General features: G+C 63.8%; 18 protein-coding genes and 1 pseudogene. 10 read left to right on the plus strand and 9 right to left on the minus strand.

Annotated features, from left to right (window positions below; translation table 11 throughout):
- Positions 1-151: 151 nt before the first annotated feature.
- From D6Z43_RS10575 to D6Z43_RS10585, 4 genes and pseudogenes are all read right to left on the minus strand, one after another.
- Positions 152-748, minus strand: coding sequence for a tRNA-uridine aminocarboxypropyltransferase (locus tag D6Z43_RS10575; RefSeq protein ID WP_120651889.1), 597 nt, complete (start codon positions 746-748; stop codon positions 152-154).
- A 168-nt stretch (positions 749-916) separates the two neighbouring features.
- Complete coding sequence (locus tag D6Z43_RS10580; RefSeq protein ID WP_371924415.1) at positions 917-1,936, minus strand: methyl-accepting chemotaxis protein; 1,020 nt, start codon at positions 1,934-1,936, stop codon at positions 917-919.
- Positions 1,937-2,170: 234 nt separating this feature from the next.
- Positions 2,171-2,491, minus strand: a pseudogene (locus D6Z43_RS28770) (PAS domain-containing protein); the annotation flags it as partial.
- Positions 2,492-2,621: 130 nt separating this feature from the next.
- Entirely contained in the window at positions 2,622-3,515 is an 894-nt protein-coding gene (locus D6Z43_RS10585) for a LysR family transcriptional regulator (RefSeq protein ID WP_120651891.1), read from the minus strand.
- Positions 3,516-3,808: 293 nt separating this feature from the next.
- Between D6Z43_RS10585 and speB the strand changes: the two genes are divergently transcribed.
- From speB to D6Z43_RS10630, 9 genes are all read left to right on the plus strand, one after another.
- The gene (gene speB, locus D6Z43_RS10590) at positions 3,809-4,768 is read left to right on the plus strand and encodes an agmatinase (protein ID WP_120651892.1); all 960 of its coding nucleotides are present in this window, start codon (positions 3,809-3,811) and stop codon (positions 4,766-4,768) included.
- Positions 4,769-4,776: 8 nt separating this feature from the next.
- Positions 4,777-5,184 (plus strand): nuclear transport factor 2 family protein, encoded by a 408-nt coding sequence (locus D6Z43_RS10595; RefSeq protein ID WP_120651893.1) that lies wholly within the window; start codon positions 4,777-4,779, stop codon positions 5,182-5,184.
- A 24-nt stretch (positions 5,185-5,208) separates the two neighbouring features.
- Positions 5,209-6,729, plus strand: coding sequence for a cytosine permease (locus tag D6Z43_RS10600; RefSeq protein ID WP_120651894.1), 1,521 nt, complete (start codon positions 5,209-5,211; stop codon positions 6,727-6,729).
- 79 nt (positions 6,730-6,808) lie between these two features.
- Entirely contained in the window at positions 6,809-7,633 is an 825-nt protein-coding gene (locus D6Z43_RS10605; RefSeq protein WP_120651895.1) for a transporter substrate-binding domain-containing protein, read from the plus strand.
- 78 nt (positions 7,634-7,711) lie between these two features.
- Complete coding sequence (locus D6Z43_RS10610; protein ID WP_120651896.1) at positions 7,712-8,455, plus strand: amino acid ABC transporter permease; 744 nt, start codon at positions 7,712-7,714, stop codon at positions 8,453-8,455.
- 10 nt (positions 8,456-8,465) lie between these two features.
- Positions 8,466-9,197, plus strand: coding sequence for an amino acid ABC transporter ATP-binding protein (locus D6Z43_RS10615; RefSeq protein WP_120651897.1), 732 nt, complete (start codon positions 8,466-8,468; stop codon positions 9,195-9,197).
- Positions 9,197-9,919 (plus strand): class II aldolase/adducin family protein, encoded by a 723-nt coding sequence (locus tag D6Z43_RS10620; RefSeq protein WP_120651898.1) that lies wholly within the window; start codon positions 9,197-9,199, stop codon positions 9,917-9,919. Before D6Z43_RS10615 ends, D6Z43_RS10620 begins: the two co-directional genes overlap by 1 nt.
- A 97-nt stretch (positions 9,920-10,016) precedes the next feature.
- Positions 10,017-11,402 carry a sodium:solute symporter gene (locus tag D6Z43_RS10625; protein WP_120651899.1) on the plus strand — a complete coding sequence of 462 codons (1,386 nt, stop codon included), beginning with the start codon at positions 10,017-10,019 and terminating at the stop codon, positions 11,400-11,402.
- 162 nt (positions 11,403-11,564) lie between these two features.
- On the plus strand, positions 11,565-12,290 hold the full coding sequence (locus D6Z43_RS10630) for an MBL fold metallo-hydrolase (protein WP_120651900.1): 726 nt from the start codon (positions 11,565-11,567) through the stop codon (positions 12,288-12,290).
- 5 nt (positions 12,291-12,295) lie between these two features.
- On the opposite strand, the gene D6Z43_RS27890 is transcribed toward D6Z43_RS10630, so the two are convergent.
- On the minus strand, positions 12,296-12,433 hold the full coding sequence (locus D6Z43_RS27890) for a PA1414 family protein (protein WP_162945833.1): 138 nt from the start codon (positions 12,431-12,433) through the stop codon (positions 12,296-12,298).
- Positions 12,434-12,740: 307 nt separating this feature from the next.
- Positions 12,741-13,628 (minus strand): LysR family transcriptional regulator, encoded by an 888-nt coding sequence (locus D6Z43_RS10635; protein ID WP_120651901.1) that lies wholly within the window; start codon positions 13,626-13,628, stop codon positions 12,741-12,743.
- A gap of 110 nt (positions 13,629-13,738) precedes the next feature.
- Between D6Z43_RS10635 and D6Z43_RS10640 the strand changes: the two genes are divergently transcribed.
- Entirely contained in the window at positions 13,739-14,926 is a 1,188-nt protein-coding gene (locus D6Z43_RS10640) for an MFS transporter (protein ID WP_120655238.1), read from the plus strand.
- Positions 14,927-15,001: 75 nt separating this feature from the next.
- On the opposite strand, the gene D6Z43_RS10645 is transcribed toward D6Z43_RS10640, so the two are convergent.
- The 3 genes from D6Z43_RS10645 to D6Z43_RS10655 all read right to left on the minus strand — a co-directional run bounded on the left by D6Z43_RS10645 (position 15,002) and on the right by D6Z43_RS10655 (position 18,352).
- A complete protein-coding gene (locus D6Z43_RS10645; protein WP_120651902.1) occupies positions 15,002-16,087 on the minus strand; it encodes an extracellular solute-binding protein in 1,086 nt (361 codons plus the stop codon).
- Positions 16,084-17,124, minus strand: coding sequence for a histone deacetylase family protein (locus D6Z43_RS10650; protein ID WP_120651903.1), 1,041 nt, complete (start codon positions 17,122-17,124; stop codon positions 16,084-16,086). The genes D6Z43_RS10645 and D6Z43_RS10650 overlap by 4 nt, the downstream gene beginning before the upstream one ends.
- 208 nt (positions 17,125-17,332) lie before the next feature.
- The gene (locus D6Z43_RS10655) at positions 17,333-18,352 is read right to left on the minus strand and encodes an AraC family transcriptional regulator (RefSeq protein ID WP_120651904.1); all 1,020 of its coding nucleotides are present in this window, start codon (positions 18,350-18,352) and stop codon (positions 17,333-17,335) included.
- Between the last annotated feature and the right edge of the window lies 1 nt (position 18,353).

Consider the following 18,353-nt stretch of genomic DNA (forward strand, 5'->3'; position numbering starts at 1 on the left):
TGGTGGATGAAAAGAGCGTCATCCACCGTACGAATTTCCTGTGGTAGCCAATTCATTCGCGATGCGGAACCACGGACCGCTGCGCGGCCCTTCGCGAATAAATTCGCTCCTACATGAAGCAGGCCGTGCCAATGACCGGGATCGGCGCTCGTCATGAGCCGTGATTCTTCCTGAAGGTCTCTTCCCCCATCGCCTCGATCTGCCCCTGGATCAGCGCATCGAACGGTCGCAGCAGGTTGTCGTAACGCGCCGGCGCTTCGAGGATGTCGAGGGCGGCAACGATGGCTTCGATCGTGGACAGCGCCCCGGCCATCGGTGCCTTGCGCAAGCGGTAGCGGGAGGTCAGCCCGGCCGGCAACGTCACACGCGGCAGCGCTTCGAGTTCGGGGTTGAGGTAGAGCAATTTGCGCGCCTTGCGCCAGGTTCCGTCGGGCACCACGAGGAGCAGCGGACGCGGATCGTCGTCGGCCACTTCGGCCACAGGGCGGGCATCATCGCCGGGGAACAGCAGGCAGGCGCGGTACCGGGTATCGGCGAGTGTCTCGGCCAGATCAATGAATCGCTCGCCCACGCGCAGCTCCGCATTCGCCAATCCAAGGGCCGCCAGGCGCGCGGTGTTCAGGGCATGGTTCACCTCGCTCGGGTGCTGCAACAACAGCACCCGGGTGCGGCTGGGCAGATGCGGAATCAGCGGGCACAGGCAATGGGTTTCGGGGCGCTGGCAGCGGGGGCAGTGCGGGCGGGGCATGAAGGATCTCCTGAGAGGAGCATTCTGCCACAGGGCATCCGGACGACATGCTGTAAGGGCCATATCAATTGCCGACCGGACCGCAGGGCCGGCCTGCGGAATTGCAGAGGATGCTGTGCATCCCTTGGCGAATGAATTCGCCCCTACAAGGAACCCACCTGCACCGGCCTACCGATTGAACCGCTCCGCCAGGCTGTGCAGGTAGTCAGCCATGCGCTCCAGATCCTGACTGATGGCGGCGCCTTCCTGGGCCTGTCCCGCGCTGTGGTCGGAGAGCTGCGCGATGCGGGTGATCTGCCGACTGATGTCCTCGGCCACATGGCTCTGCTGCTCGGAAGCGGCGGCCATCTGCTGGCTCATTCCGGTGATTCGGGTCACCGCCTGGCTGATGCCTTCCAGGGCTTCGCGCACAGCCTGCACGCTGTTCACGCTGTCGCGGGAGATGACCTCACCACGACTGGCGGTGGCGACCGCACGATCGGCACCGGCACGCAGTGACGCGATGATCTCGTGGATCTGCTCGGTGGACTGGCGGGTGCGTGAGGCCAGGGTACGTACCTCGTCCGCCACCACGGCGAACCCCCTGCCCTGCTCACCCGCCCGCGCCGCCTCGATGGCGGCATTGAGCGCCAGCAGGTTGGTCTGTTCGGCAATGGCGGTAATCACGTCTGCCACACTGCCGATGGACTGGGTGGACTCGGCCAGATCATGCACTGCACGGCCGATCTCACTCACCGCTTCGGCCATGTGGCGCATGGCATCCAGGCTTTCGCCGGCAAGGTCGTTGCCCTGACGGGCCAGCCGCTCGGCTTCCTCGGCGGCGTGGGCGGTGTGACTGACGTTGTGGGAAACCTCCTGGATAGTCGCTGCCATCTCGTTGATGGCCGTGGCCGACTGATCCGTCTCACTACGCTGCTGCTCCAGCAACTCGGCTTCCGAGCGGGACAGGCGCGCGGCCTCGGCAGCTCGCTGCTTGACGCTCTCGCCGGCATCTTCAAGGCGCGTCAGGGCCGTCTGCAGGCGCGCCTCTTCACTGATCATGGCCATGTCCAGCAATGCCTGGGCACCCCGGCTATCGGTGTAGGTCAGGGCCACCAGGCCGCTGGTGAAGGCCTTGGGATGCCCGGCCAACGTGCGGCGGATGGTCTGCCGATAGCGATACAACTGGAAGGAGCCGAGCACGAGCATTGTCACCAGGGTCAACAGCAGCGACGGCCAACCCTGCAGCGACAGGTTGCCGCCCAAGAGCACCAGGGTGGCCAGTATCACCGGCCAGGAGCGCATGAAGTCGTAGCTCCAGTATTCCAGTTGCGGCACCGGCGACTTGCCAGCCCGCAAACGGGCATAGAGCGCATCGGCCCGAGCGATCTGCTCGCGGCTGGGCACCGAGCGAACGGACTCGAAACCGATCATCCGGCCCTCTTCGTAGACAGGTGTGACGTAGGCGCTGACCCAGTAGAAGTCGCCGTTTTTCGAACGGTTCTTCACCAGCCCCATCCAGGGCTTGCCCTGCTTGAGGGTCTCCCACATATGGGCAAACACCGGCGGCGGCATGTCTGGGTGGCGAACGATGTTGTGAGGCTGGCCGATCAGTTCTTCGCGGGTGAAACCGCTGATGGCGACGAAGGCATCGTTGCAGTAGGTGATCTTGCTGTTGAGGTCCGTGGTGGATATCAGCCTTTCATCGGCGCTGAACGTACGCTCCCGCTGGCTCACGGGCAGATTCTGACGCATGGCTGACATCTCCTTGTGAATGGGCGCTTTGCCACTCGTCCCGGTAAAAGAGGTCTAGCACGGCGAACACGAAAACCCACAAGAACTGTGAGGTCACCCCCACGACAATGTGATGCGCGTCGCAATAAATCCGTGAAACTCAACGCAGGTTCAACTGCGCCCGCAGCAGGTCGCGGAAGGTGAGGATCAGCGGCTCCTTGGCCCGCCCCCGGCGCAGGATCATGGAGAACGGCGCCTGGTAGCCGAAGGTCGCCGGCAGCAGTGCTCGCAGACTCTTCTGTTCGACCCAGGGTTGCGCGTAGTGCTCCGGCAGGTAACCGATGTAGGCGCCGGAAAGCACCAGGATCAATTGCGCCTCCATCGACTCCACGGTCGCCGCACTGTGCTTGAAACCATGGCGCGCCAGTTCCGCCTGGCTCCAGTAGCCGCGCCCGACCATACGCTGCTGGGTGATGAGCTCAGCGGGAATGCGCCGCTCGTTGTACAGCGGGTGGCGTTCACTGCAGTAGAGCCAGTGCTGTTCGCGATAGAGCGGCTGGTAGACCAGGCCGTTCATTCGCGTGGAGAAGGCGCCGATGGCCAGGTCCAGGCGGTTATCCAGCACGCCGAGTTGCAGGTCATAGGGGCTCATCACCGAGAGGTGCAAGTGCACCGCCGCGTGTTCCTGGCTGTAGGCGCCGATCACTTCGGCCAGTGGCAATGCCGGATCGCTCACTGTGGAGTCGAGTACCCCGAGGTTCAGCGTGCCGCGCAGCTCGCCCTTGAGGGACGCGGAATAGCGCTCGAAGCTTTCCAGTTCTCCCAACAGACGCAGGGTTTCCTGATAGTACAGCTCGCCTTTGCTGGTCAGGCTGAACCCACCGCGCCCGCGATGGCAGAGGGTCAGGCCCACCTGCCCTTCCAACTGGCTCATGTAGGTGCTGATGGCCGAAGTCGAGAGGTTCAGCTCCTGCTGCGCGGCGGCGAAGCCCTGGTTACGCACCACGCTGGCGAAGATGCGCAGGAGTTTCAGGTCGGGCATGGCGGTGGACATGGGGGGCACTCTCGGTTCCAGGTGCAAACGAACGATGTAGGGGCGAATTCATTCGCCAAGCAGGACGCAGTCCTGCCCCTTCCCTGGAGCCGATCGGGGCAGCTGCGCAGCCCTTGGCGAATGAATTCGCCCCTACAAGGAACCACGCCCCTGTCGGCAAGCGGCCATCTTACCCGCTCCCGATAGTTTAGAAATCCTTGAAGTAATTATTTGCCGCCAGCGATTTTTCCCTGATGGCACTGTCACCAGAATCCGCCCACTACCTACAACCACAACAACCGTGAGGCCACCCCGTGGACAAAAAACTCCATCAGCCCCTGGGCGGCAATGAGATGCCCCGTTTCGGCGGTATCGCCACCATGATGCGCCTGCCGCACATCCAATCCTCTGAAGAACTCAATGCCCTGGATGCCGCTTTCGTCGGCGTTCCGCTGGACATCGGTACTTCCCTGCGTTCCGGTACCCGTTTCGGTCCGCGTGAAATCCGCGCCGAATCGGTGATGATCCGCCCGTACAACATGGCGACCGGCGCTGCCCCCTTCGATTCGCTCAACGTGGCCGACATCGGCGACGTGGCCATCAACACCTTCAACCTGCTCGAAGCCGTGCGCATCATCGAGCAGGAATATGACCGCATCCTCGGCCACGGCATAGTTCCGCTGACCCTGGGCGGCGACCACACCATCACCCTGCCGATCCTGCGTGCCATCAACAAGGTGCACGGCAAGGTGGGCCTGGTACACATCGACGCCCACGCCGACGTCAACGACCACATGTTCGGCGAGAAGATCGCCCATGGCACCACCTTCCGCCGTGCCGTGGAAGAAGGCCTGCTGGATTGCGATCGTGTTGTGCAGATCGGCCTGCGTGCCCAGGGTTACACCGCCGAAGACTTCAACTGGAGCCGCAAGCAGGGCTTCCGCGTGGTGCAGGCCGAAGAGTGCTGGCACCAGTCGCTGGCTCCGCTGATGGCTGAAGTCCGCGAGAAAGTTGGCGGCGGCCCGGTTTACCTCTCCTTCGACATCGACGGCATCGACCCAGCCTGGGCGCCCGGTACCGGCACCCCGGAAATCGGTGGCCTGACCACCATCCAGGCGATGGAAATCATCCGTGGCTGCCAGGGCCTGGACGTCATCGGCTGCGACCTAGTCGAGGTCTCCCCGCCTTACGACACCACCGGCAATACCTCGCTGCTGGGCGCCAACCTGCTCTACGAAATGCTCTGCATCCTGCCGGGCGTAGAGCGTCGTTGAGTCCGGCCATGAGCGAAAAGCAACACGTCCTGGAGGCCGCCAGCATGCTGGTGGCCGCCTTCGCCGCGAACGATACCGAAGCCTACTTCGCCGCCTTCAGCGAAGACGCCAGCTTCGTCTTCCACACCTGCGACAAGCCGCTGCCGACCCGCGCCGCCTATCGCGAGCTGTGGGAAAGCTGGCAGCGCGAAGATTTCGAGGTGCTGGCGTGCGAATCCATCAACCCCGTGGTGAGCCTGCAGGGCGACGTGGCGATTTTCTACCACGACGTCGCCACACGCCTGCGCATCCAGGGTGAAGAAATAGAAAGCCGCGAGCGGGAAACCATCGTTTTCCGTCGGCAACAAGAAAGCGGCCGCTGGTTGGCCTGTCACGAGCACTTGTCGGCTATGCCGGAGCATCTGCCCCCGACCTGACGAGGTTCCCTGGGAGAGTAAGAAATGCATAACAACAAAAACGATCACGCAGTCACCCGAATAGAAACACATGGTGTCGAGCAGATTCCCGATCATGAACGGGATGCCGGCCCCCTGGACCTGTTCCGCCTCATCTTCGGCGGCGCGAACACCTTCGCCACCGCTGTGCTCGGCAGCTTCCCGGTGCTCTTCGGCCTGTCTTTCGAGGCCGGCTTCTGGGCCATCCTGCTGGGCGTGCTGGTAGGTTCGCTGATCCTCGCTCCCATGGGCGTATTCGGCGCGCTGAACGGCACCAACAACGCGGTGTCCTCGGGCGCTCACTTCGGCGTGCATGGTCGTATCGTTGGTTCCTTCCTCTCCCTGCTCACCGCCATCGCATTCTTCTCGCTGTCGGTCTGGAGCTCCGGTGACGCCCTGGTGGGCGGCGCCAAGCGCCTGTTCGACCTTCCGGAAACCGACCTGACCCTCGGCCTGGCCTATGGCTTGTTCGCCGTGCTGGTGCTGGTGGTGTGCATCTACGGTTTCCGTTTCATGCTGCTGGTGAACAAGGTTGCCGTGTGGGCCGCCAGCGTCATGTTCCTGCTGGGCATCTTCGCCTTCGCCGGTCCATTCGACGCTGCCTACGCCGGTTCCGTGAACCTCGGCCAGGAAGGCTTCTGGGCCGCCTTCATCGGCGCCGCCCTGCTGGCCATGAGCAACCCGGTCTCGTTCGGCGCCTTCCTGGGCGACTGGTCGCGCTACATCCCGCGAGAAACCTCGAAGCAGCGCATCATGCTGGCGGTTGTCGCCGCGCAGTTCGCCACCCTGATCCCCTTCCTGTTCGGCCTGGTCACCGCGACCATCGTTGCCGTGCAGGCCCCGGACTACATCGCCCAGAACAACTACGTCGGCGGCCTGCTGGCCGTTTCCCCGGCCTGGTTCTTCCTGCCGGTGTGCCTGATTGCGGTGATCGGCGGCATGTCCACCGGCACCACCTCGCTCTACGGCACCGGCCTGGATATGTCCTCGGTCTTCCCGCGCCTGCTCAACCGCGTGCAGGCCACCGTGATGATCGGCGTGCTGTCCATCGGCTTCATTTTCGTCGGCCGCTTCGCCTTCAACCTGGTGCAGAGCGTGTCCACCTTCGCCGTGCTGATCATCACCTGCACCAGCCCCTGGATGGTGATCATGATCCTCGGCCTGATCATCCGCCGCGGTTTCTACTGCCCGGACGACCTGCAAGTCTTCACCCGTGGCCAGTCCGGTGGCCGCTACTGGTTCACCAACGGCTGGAACTGGCGCGGCATGGGCGCCTGGGTCCCGAGCGCCGTGGTCGGCCTATGCTTTGTGAACCTCCCGGGCCAGTTCGTCGGCCCGCTTGGCGAGCTGGCCGGTGGCATCGATATCAGCCTGCCGGTCACTCTGGGCACGGCCGCCCTGCTGTACCTGGTACTGCTGGCGATCTTCCCGGAACCGGCCGCCGTCTACGGTCCCAAAGGTCCGCGTTGGGTCCCCTCGGGCAAGACTTCCCAAGTATCCGCTCAGGTTTCCCCTGAAGCCGCGTAACAACGAAGAAACAGCTCCATCTTTTTTGCGACTGCCTAACAACAACAACCACTGCAAAACGCCTTGAAGGAGTTACACGATGACCAATCGTCCGCTGAAACTGTTTGCCCTCGCGGGCCTCTTCGCCGCCACCCTGAGCGGTGGCGCGATGGCCGCTGACGGCAAACCTTCGTTCGTGAGTTCGGGAAGCTTCCAGGTCTGTTCCGACCCGACCTTCCCGCCGCTGGAGTTTTTCGAGAAGACCGGTGACCGCGAGCCCAGCGGTTTCGACGCGGATTTGATCCGCGCGCTGGCCAAGCACTGGGGCGTCAAGCCGCGGTTCATCGTCACCGAGTTCACCGGCCTGCTTCCGGGCCTGGATGCCAAGCGCTGCGACGCGGTCATCAGCGGTACGCTGATCACTCCGGAGCGAGTCCAGAAGCTGAACGCCGTGCCTTACCTGGCCAGTGCCACCATCGTCTTCGGCAGTGGCAAGGGTGACCTCAAGCTGAACAGTCTGGACGACCTGTCCGGCAAGGTGGTGGCCGTTCAATCCGGCACCCGCTACGTGACCATCATGGAGAAGCTCAACGCCGACCTGAAGGCCGCCGGCAAGACCCCGGCCGTGCTGCAGACCTACCCGAAAGGCAGTGACGTCGCCCAGCAAGTCCTGGTCGGCCGCGCCGCCGCCGGCCTGTCCCAGGACACCGAGCTTGCGTATCGCGAACTGCAGACCCCGGGCCAGTTCAAGACCCTCTACGCATTCCCCGAGAAGGACATCTTCGGCGCCTACATGCGCCCCAACCCGGAAGACAAGCAGGCCGTTCAGGACGCCGTGTCTGCACTGAAGGCCGATGGAACCCTCAAGGCCATCGCCGAGAAATGGAAGCTCGATCCAGCCAACCTGGAAACCGCCGCGCAGTAAGCAAGGCCAACCGCCCGCCCCTCTCCCGTATGCGGGAGAGGGTGCGAAGGCACGCTTCCATTCACGCAGGACACGTACATGAACTTCGATGTGACTGTCTTCTGGGACGCCCTGACGTCCTGGCACTTCTTCCGCGGCGCCTGCATCACCCTGATCCTGGCGCTGGTGTCCCATTCGGTGGGCATCCTGATTTCCATTCCCTGCGCCCTGGCCCTGGACGGTCCGCCGAGCGTCTGGCGCAGCACCCTGCGCGGGGTTCTCAGCGTCTTCCGTGGCGCGCCGACCCTTCTGCAACTGCTGTTCGTGTGGAACGCACTGCCGCAATTCTTCCCGGTGTTCCGTGAAGAGTGGTTCACCCCCTTCATCGCCGCCTGGATCGCGCTGTCCCTCAACGAAGCCGCCTACCAGGTGGAAATCAACCGCGCTGCACTGAAGGCCGTCGACAAGGGGCAGTACGCCGCCGGCCACGCCCTGGGCCTGTCGCGCTGGCACACCTTCCGCTACGTCATCATGCCCCAGGCCGCGCGCATCGCCGTGCCGCCAACGGCTAACGAATTCATCACCCTGCTGAAGATCACCTCGCTGGCCTCGGTCATCTCCCTGCAGGAACTGATGGCGGTCACCTCGCAGACGGTATCCACCACCTTCCAGTTCTCCGAGTACTACGCCGTCGCCCTCGTTTACTACCTCGTCATGGTCTACACCCTGACCTGGATGCAAAGCGGCCTCGAACGACGCCTGTCCTGGGATGCCCAGGGTGGTGCCAGCAGCAAATCCGTCGGCCTGGTGCAACGCACCCTGGCTCGTATGCGCCGTATCTGAGGAGCCCGCCATGAACGAAATCATTCGTCTGCAGAACGTCGGCAAGCACTATGACGATTTCCAGGTGCTGCAGGGCATCAACCTGTCGGTACGCCAGGGCGAGAAGATCGTCATCTGCGGCCCGTCGGGCTCTGGCAAGTCGACCCTGATCCGCTGCATCAATCGCCTCAATCCCCATGACAGCGGCACCATCACGGTCGAGGACCAGGACATCTCCACCAAATCCGGAAGCGACCACGTGCGCCGTGAAGTCGGCATGGTGTTCCAGAACTTCAACCTGTTCCCGCACATGACAGTGCTGGAGAACTGCACCCTGGCCCCGATGAAGGTGCGAGGCATGGGCCGCAAGCAGGCCGAGGAACTCGCCCTGCGTTACCTGAACCGGGTGCACATCGGCTCCCAGGCACACAAGAAGCCCGGCCAACTGTCCGGCGGCCAGCAGCAACGGGTGGCCATTGCCCGTGCCCTGTGCATGAACCCCAAGGTCATGCTCTTCGACGAGCCCACCTCGGCGCTGGACCCGGAAATGGTCGGCGAAGTACTCGAAGTGATGACCGAGCTGGCCCTGGACGGCATGACCATGCTCTGCGTGACCCATGAGATGGGCTTCGCCCGCAAGGTGGCCGACCGCGTGGTGTTCATGGACGCGGGCCAGATCGTGGAAACCGCCACCCCGAACGAGTTCTTCGATAACCCGCAGCATCCGCGAACCCGCGCATTCCTCTCGCAGATCCGTCACTGATGAACGCACAAAACGAAGCCATCCTTCGCCGTGACCTGGCGGCCGCCTACCGGCTGGCCGCCCTGTTCGACTGGGATGACACCCTCTACACCCACTTCTCGGTGCGCTTGCCGGGCGTGGAGCCGCGCTTCCTGATCAACCCGTTCGGGCTGATGTTCGAGGAAATCCGCGCCAGCGACCTGATAGTCGTGGACATGCACGGCCGCGTGCTGGAAGGCAACGCCGACTACAACATCGCCGGTTTCACCATTCACAGCGCGGTGCACATGGCCCGCGCCGATGCCCACTGCGTGATCCACACCCATACCCTCGCGGGTATGGCGGTGGCCGCCTCGGACAACGGCCTGGCCCAGCTCAACCAGATCAGCGCCGAGTTCCATCAGCGGGTCGGCTACCACACCTACGAAGGCATTGCCCTGGACCTGGGTGAGCGCGAGCGCCTGGTGGACTCCCTCGGCGACAACATCGCCCTGATGCTGCGCCACCACGGGCTGCTCAGCGTCGGCGCCAGTGTCGCCGATGCCTTCTACGTCATGTACTACCTGAACAAGGCGTGCGAAATACAAGTCGCCGCCTCGTCACTGCGCGGCATCCGCGAGATGCCGAACGAGCTCAGCGTGCACGCCTGCGAACAGTTCCAGGCCTGCGAATGGCAACGCCAGCTGGTCTGGGAAGCCTGGCTGAGAAAGCTCGAAAGGGACTGCCCGGAATACAAGGACTAAGACGAATACAAGAGGCGCAGTGTGAAGCGTTGCGCGCCTTGCAACACCTGTCGCGGCCTCAAAGTCGCGGCAACAACAATAGAAAGAGAGACCTGTAATGGCTTTGGATATTTTCGTAGTACTCCTATACGTAGCTGCCATGCTCGCACTGGGCTGGTACGGCATGCGCCGCGCCAAGACCCGTGAAGACTACCTGGTTGCCGGACGCAACCTTGGCCCGGGCTTCTACCTCGGCACCATGGCTGCCACCGTACTCGGCGGCGCCGCCACCATCGGTACCGTTCGCCTGGGCTACGTCCATGGCATTTCCGGTTTCTGGCTGTGCGCCAGCCTCGGCTTCGGCATCATGGGCATCAGCCTGTTCCTGGCCAAGCCGCTGCTGAAACTGAAGATCTACACCGTGACCCAGGTGCTGGAACGTCGCTACAACCCGACCGCTCGCCATGCCAGCGCCGCCATCATGCTGGTGTACGCGCTGATGATCGGCGCCACTTCCACCATCGCCATCGGCACCGTGATGCAAGTCCTGTTCGGCCTGCCGTTCTGGGTGTCCGTGCTGATCGGCGGCGGCATCGTGGTTGCCTACTCCACCATCGGCGGTATGTGGTCCCTGACCCTGACCGACATCGTGCAGTTCATGATCATGACCATCGGCCTGGTATTTATCCTGCTGCCGATGACCATGAGCGACGCGGGTGGCTGGGATGCTCTGGTGGCCAAGCTGCCGGAAAGCTACTTCTCCCTGACCGCCATCGGCTGGGACACCATCATCACCTACTTCCTGATCTACTTCTTCGGCATTTTCATCGGCCAGGACATCTGGCAGCGCGTGTTCACCGCTCGCAGCGAGAACGTCGCCAAGGTCGCGGGTACCGCCGCAGGCGTGTACTGCGTGCTCTACGGCCTGGCCGGCGCCCTGATCGGCATGGCCGCCAAGGTGCTGCTGCCTGACCTGGACAACGTCAACAACGCCTTCGCCACCATCGTCGACACCACCCTGCCGGACGGCATCCGTGGCCTGGTAGTCGCCGCTGCCCTGGCCGCCCTGATGTCCACCGCCAGCGCCGGCCTGCTGGCCGCCTCCACTACCGCTGCCCAGGACCTGTGGCCGCTGCTGGGTGGCAAGGCCGATGACGAAGGCGACGCGCACAAGAACCGCCTGTTCACCCTGCTGCTGGGTGTCGTGGTACTGGGCATCGCCCTGGTCGTGAGCGACGTGATCAGCGCTCTGACCCTGGCCTACAACCTGCTGGTCGGCGGCATGCTGATTCCGCTGCTGGGCGCCATCTACTGGAAGCGCGCCAGCACCGCCGGCGCCATCGCCAGCATGATCCTGGGCAGCGTCACCGCCTGCATCTTCATGTTCACCGACGGCCTCGAAGCCAACACTCCGATCTACTACAGCCTGGCTGTAGGCGCGGTGAGCTTCGTTGTGATCAGCCTGCTGTCCCGTCGCTCGGAAACTGCCGGCGAACTGGCCTGACTTGCACTGCCGCCTCTCCCCGGAGGCGGCATTTCCGGCCCCGGTCCGGCCCCCGCCGACCGGGGCTTTTTTTATTCGGGGCCGAGAGAACCTAACCTGTAGGGGCGAATTCATTCGCCCCTACAGGTTCAGCCCCTAGGCAATCAATGCACGGAGCACCCCATGAAAATCGTCCGCCGCGACCAATGGTTCGAAGTCGAGCACTGCTACGACGGCATCAGCCTGATCAGCGAGCCCTACGTGCGGCCGTTCTACCGCTGCAACCTTTGGCATATCCAGGGCCGCGACAAGGATGTGCTGATCGACTCCGGCTCCGGTCTGGTCAGCCTGCGCGAGCAGCTGCCCTGGCTCACTCAGCGGCCGCTGCTGGCGGTGGCCAGCCACACCCATTTCGACCATATCGCCGGCCACCACGAGTTCCCCGAGCGCCTGGTGCACCCGGCGGAGGCGGACATCCTCGCCGCCCCCACCGGGGCCAATACCCTGTCGGCGGACTACGTCGGTGATGAGATGTTCGAGGCGCACCCCGATTGTCCGCTGTGCTACGCGGAGTACCGTGTGAAGGCGGCTCCGGCAACGCGGTTGATCGATGAGGGCGATGTGCTGGACCTGGGTGACAGGGTCCTGGAGGTGCTGCATACCCCCGGTCATTCACCGGGCGGCATCAGCCTGTGGGAAGCGAAGACGCAAACGCTGTTCAGCGGCGACATCGTCTACGACGGTCCGCTGATCGATAACGCCTATCACTCGAATCTTGAGGATTACGCGAAAAGCCTTACACGGCTGCGCGACCTTCCGGTGCGCACCGTGCATGGCGGTCATTTCCACAGCTTTTCCGGTGAGCGCCTGCGCCAGCTGGCGAACAACTGGCTCAAGGCACACGAGTAAGCCGGTTACCCTTTCGGGCGGCGCTGCTCGGCGAGACGGCGCTGCTCTTCACTACGGACCGGAATGGGTTGCAGGCGCGGTGCCTCGATGAGGCCCAGCGCGACACCCAACTGCCACATCCACGCATCTAGCCGCTTCTTCATGCTTGCCCCCCTTTCCCGGAAGTTGGTCGGGTGGCCCTTGCTTCTTGGACCACCCTTGTCTGGAGCTTAGTTGCTCCGGGCAAGATCCAAAATACGCTCACCCGGAAATTTCCTACTGATCTGAATCAAACCGCTGAACGGTACAAGGGACGGCGCCTACAAGCATCTTCCATACGATCATGCCTCCCGAATGCAAATGCCGATGGATATCGCTTCGCTCGTGGACTACCCATCCATAACTCAACGCAGGGGGTGCTACGCGCACCAGATTGCCGGCGAGCAGATGCATCGGTGCGCACAGCGCACCCTACACTGGAATCGGCGACGATGACCCATCGCGCCGCTCCTGCTGCAGGTCGATCCAGGCGCGCAAGTTGGCCCCAAGCATGCCCTTGCGCCACATCAGCCAGGTGGTGGCGCGATCGAATGGCGCGCCCAACTCATGCACCCGCACCTCTTCCCTGCCCGGCAGGCTGTTCAACATCGAACGTGGCACCAGGGCAATGCCGCCGCCAGCGATTACACAGGCCAGCATGCTGTGGTAGGACTCGATTTCCATCGGCGGCGACATCGGCACCCGTGAAGCCACGAACCAGCCCTCCAGGCGTCTGCGGTAGGAGCAACTCTGGCGAAACGCATAGACTTCCAGCCCTGCCACATCCTCGGCCGAGCGCACCGGACCGTGGCTGGCCTCGGTGATCAGCACCATCTCTTCTTCGAACATCGGCAGCCCATCCAGCTCGGCGAACTCCACCGGGCCATCCACCAGGGCAGCATCCAGGCGACCGCCCAGCAGGCCATCCAGGAGTTCACCGCTGGGAGCGGTCTGCACTTGCAGGTTCACCGCCGGCCAAGTGCGGTGGTAGCGCACCAGCATGGGCGGCAAGTGGATGGCGGCCGTGCTGAACATCGAACCAATGACGAAATCCCCCGCTGGCTCGCCGCCGCGCAAGGCCGCCTCGGCTTCCGCCTGCAGGGCGAACATGCGTTCGGCGTATCCCAGCAGCACCTTGCCCGCCGGCGACAGGGTCAGCCGCTGCCGTTCACGCAGGAACAGCTCCACCCCCAGGTTCTCTTCCAGCTGCTTGAGGCGCGTGGAGAGGTTGGATGGCACCCGGTGCAGGCGGGACGCGGCGCGGGTAATGGAGCCCTCCTCGGCCACGGCCTGGAAGATGCGGAGCTGGCTGAGTTCCATGAATTCACCATTCAATAAAAGAGAACAACTGCATTCTTTTTTATTCGTTTTTCATGAACAACACCAGTACTTAGGATGGAATCCCGATGATCTGCTTCGGAGCCCTTTCCATGTCCCCGCTGATCCGACTAATTGCCTGCTTCACGGCCCTGTTGGTGGCCATGGGGGTCGGCCGCTTCGCCCTCACTCCGCAGCTCCCGCACCTGATCGCCGAAGGTCAGGTGAGCCTGACCGGCGCCAGCCTGGTGGCGGCCGCCAACTACCTGGGCTATCTGGTCGGCGCCCTGGACGCCTTCCGCTCCAGCTCGTCGCGCCAGGCACGACTGCGCCTGGTCCTGGGGCTCTGGGCCACCGTATTGCTGACACTGGTTTCAGTGCCGGCCGACGGCTTCTGGTCCCACGCGCTGCTGCGCTTCGGCCTGGGCGTGAGCAGTGCCTGGGTGTTGGTGGTAGTCACCGGCCTCAGCCAGCGTATAGCCGCCGAAGCCAATCGGCCGCGCCTGGGCAGCCTGGTCTTCGCTGGTCCCGCCTTCGGAGTGATGCTGACCGGGCTCCTGGCCCTTGAACTGAACCTGCAAGGCCGGGGCTCCACCGCTATCTGGCTCGCCTTCGGTGGCCTCGCCCTGGTGCTCACCCTGATTGTCCAGCCGCTGCTACCACATCAGCAGCCGGCCACGACTGTGACCGAACAACCCGCACGGCAACGACCACGCGCGTTGTATACCCTGCTCGCCGCCTATGGCCTGGTAGGCCTGGGTTACATCATTCCCGCCACCTTTCTTTCGCAGATGGCTGCCGCGCGTTTTCACGGGCAATGGCAGGCGGACCTGTTCTGGCCTGCCTTTGGCCTGGCGGCTGCACTCGGTGTTCTGCTGGTCAGCCAGCGCCGTCAGCGACCGGGTGGCACCCGCCGCTGGCTGGTAGTCGCGCTCTGGCTGCAGGCTGCGGGTACCCTGGCCTGCGCTCTGCCGGGCATGGCCGGGTTGGTTCTGGGAGTGATCCTCAGTGGTGGCCCCTTCCTCGCCGGCATGCAACTGGTGATGCAGCAAGCGCGCGAACTGGACCCGCATGGCCACGCCCGCAATGTCGGCCTGCTGACCGCTGCCTTCGCCCTGGGCCAACTGGCAGGCCCGTTGCTGGCGGCCTTGAGCAGCCACCTTTCCGGCGGGCTGCAACCGGCACTCTATGTAGCCGGCGCGGGGCTGATGCTGGCGGGGGGATTGATGATAGGGACCTGGGGTCGGAAACCTGTGGGGGCGAATTCATTCGCCAAGCAGGCCGAAGGGCTGCCCCATTGAGGTTGAGGGGCTGCTACGCAGCCCTTCGCGAATGAATTCGCCCCCACAAAAGGCAGGCACCAACGAGGAGAGTATCTAGGTCCCGGTCTTGATCTTGGTCCAGGTGCGGGTACGGATGCGCTCCAGCTTCGGCGGCAGCATCTCCACCGAGAACAGCTTGGCCTGCACCTCCGCCGGCGGGTAGACGTTGGGGTTGTCGCGCAGCTCGGCGGAGATCAGCGAGTCTGCCGCCTGGTTCGGGTTGGCGTAGGCGACGTGGTCGGAGATCGGCGCCACCACTTCAGGACGCAGCAGGTAGTTGAGGAAGGCGTGGGCCTGCTCGACGTTCTTCGCATCCTTCGGAATCGCCAGCACATCGAACCAGGCCGCGGTGCCCTCCTTGGGGATGCGGTACTCCACCTTCACGCCGTTACCGGCTTCCCGCGCACGGGCGGCCGCCTGCATCGCACCGCCAGACCAGGCGAGGGCCACGCAGACCTCGCCATTGGCGAGGTCGGTGACGAACTTCGACGAGCTGAAGTAGGTGATGTTCGGCCGGAGTCTGACCAGCAATTCCTCGGCCTTCTGGTAGTCCTCGGGATTACGGCTGTTGGGCGACAGGCCCAGGTAATGCAGGACTTCAGGAATCACTTCGGTGGGCGAGTCGAGGAAGGCAACGCCGCATTGCTTGAGCTTGGCCAGGTTGTCCGGGTTGAAGATCAGCTCCCAGGAATCCACCGGCGCGTTTTCGCCCAGCACAGCCTTCACCTTGTCGACGTTGTAAGCAATGCCGTTGGTGCCCCACATGTACGGCATCACGTACTGGTTGCCCGGGTCCTTGGCGGCCAGGACCTTGAGCAGCGCCGGGTTGAGGTTCTTCCAGTTCGGCAACTTGCTCTTGTCCAGAGGCTGGAACACGCCGGCCTTCATGTAGTTGGGCAGGAAGCTGTCGCTGGGTACCACCAGGTCGTAACCCGAATGGCCGGAGAGCAGCTTGGCCTCCAGCAATTCGTTGCTGTCATACACGTCGTACTGGGGCTTGATGCCACTGTCGGCCTGGAAATTCTTCAGGGTATCCGGAGCGATGTAGTCGAACCAATTGTAGATACGCACCTGGGATTCGGCGGCAGCATTCAGCGAGGCGCCCAGCAAGGCACCGGCCAGCAGGATTCGAGTCTTCATTGCGCAGCCCCTTCGTAGCCCTGCAGGACGTTCACCGCGTTCACACCGATGGCTTCCACCGCGTAGCCGCCTTCCATGATGAACAGCGTCGGCAGGCCGAGGGCGGCGATGCGCTGGCCCATGCGGATGTAATCCGGCGAGTCCAGCTTGAACTTGGAAATCGGGTCGTCCTTGTAAGTGTCCACGCCCAGGGAGATCACCAGGGCATCCGGCGCGTAGGCAGCGATCCTTCGGCAGGCGTCGTCGAGGGCGGCGGACCAGCCGTCCCAGTCGGTGCCGTGGGGCAACGGGTAGTTGAGGTTGAAGCCTGCGCCCGCACCTTCACCGCGCTCGTCGGCGTGGCCCAGGTAGTAGGGGTACTCCACCAGCGGGTCGCCATGGATCGAGGCGAACAGGACATCGGCGCGGTCGTAGAACAGTTCCTGCGTGCCGTTGCCGTGGTGGTAGTCGACATCGAGGATCGCCACTCGTTTCGCGCCCTGGTCGAGGAAGGCCTGAGTGACGATGGCGGCGTTGTTGAAGAAGCAGTAGCCGCCCATGAAATCGCTGCCGGCATGGTGGCCCGGCGGCCGGCAGAGGGCGAAGGCGGTGTTGGCGCCCTGGCGCATGTGGTCCTGGGCGGTCAGCGCCACCTGGGCAGAGCTGTACACGGCCTGCCAGGTGCCGGCGGTGATCGGCGCTTCGGTGTCGAAGCAGTAGTGGCCGAGTTGGCCATGCAGCGCGGTGGGGATGGGGCCATCGCGGCGCAGACGGCGTGCCGGGAAGGTGGTGGGGAGCATGTCGCAGCTATGGCCTTCGGCGGCCCAGCGATCCCAGGCACCCTTGAGGAACTCCACATAAGCCGCGTCATGCACGCGCAGGACCGGCTCCAGGCCGAAGTCCTTCGGCTCGATCACTTCGCCGATTTCCTGCTGACGGACCCGCGCCAGCACGGTGTCTGCGCGGCTAGGCATTTCGAAGCAGGGCTGGAGCTTGCCGTCGACCAGTTCAGACTGGCCGAAATGGAGACGGTGATCGTCGCTATAGACTGTCAGCATGGGAGGCACCTTATCGGTCTTGTTATTGATGGGGGGATTCTGTGCGGAACCGGGGGTGTTTGCGCAGTGGCAAGGACGGCCAATAGGGGATTGATATGGCCAACTTTCCTGGCCGGACACCCTCTCTCCCATCCCCTCACCCTGAAGTGGGGAGGGGTGACTCGCGCCTGATGTCTTGAATGTGCGGCGCTGAACCCTGCTCCCCCATCTACCCCCGGAAATGACTCGGCGGCTGCCCACTCCAGCGCTGGAAAGCATGGCGCAGGCTGGCGGTTTCGCTGAAGCCGAGTTCTTCGGCGATGCGGTAGATGGGCATGTCACCTTGCTGGAGCATTTCCTTGGCACGGGTGAAGCGCAGTTCGTCCAGCAGTTGCTGGTAGCTGGTCTGCTGCTGGGCCAGGTGACGGCGCAGGCTGCGCGAGGAGCAGTTCATCTGCCGGGCCAGCTCTTCCAGCCCTGGCGGGTCCTGCAGACGCGCGGCAAGCAGGCCGCGAACGCGTTCCAGCCAGGCGCGGCGGGCAGCGAACTCGACATTCTGTCGGCGGCACTGTTCGAGCATTTCCTTGTGGGTCACCGGGTCGGCGAGCGGTAGGCGGCGTGCCAGCCAGGCAGCATCGAACCCCATGGCGCTGCGAGTGGCGCCAAAGCTCACCGGGCAGCCGAAGCCACGCGCATAGGGTCGCACCATGCCACTGCCGGCGGGGTAATCCAGCTGCACTGCGCGCAGTGGCAAAGACTGCCCCAACAGGTCGGCGAAAGTGACCTTGAGCGAGCCCAGGCACACCTCGGTGTTGAACGCCCGCAGGGATTCATCTTCGCTGTAGCCACAGGCACTGAGCCACGCAGTGTCGCCGTCCTGCTCCAGGGCAAGTCGAAAGTAGGTGCCCAGCAGCACCGGGTAACTGAGGCCGACGCGCAAGGCATCGCCGAAGGTCGGTGCGGAAAGCATCGCGTAGCCGAGCAGGCCATAGGCGGAGATGCGCGTGCGCAGTCCGAGGGTCAGGCCCAGAGCGGGGCGCGGCATCAGGCGCACGGCGTTGGCGTAGACCTGCTGCTCCTGTTCCGGATTGATCAGCCGCTGCAACTCGAGCAGGTCCTGCTCGCTGATGCCGCTGCCGGCCAGTACATCGGCGGTTTCGATGCCCTCCTCCTGCAACAGCGCGGCGGTCAGCGCCGACATGTGCAGGGAGTTGAGCCAGGTGGCGCGGGAGAACGTGTGCTCGACCATG

It is taken from the genome of Pseudomonas sp. DY-1, assembly GCF_003626975.1.
Lineage (GTDB): Bacteria > Pseudomonadota > Gammaproteobacteria > Pseudomonadales > Pseudomonadaceae > Metapseudomonas.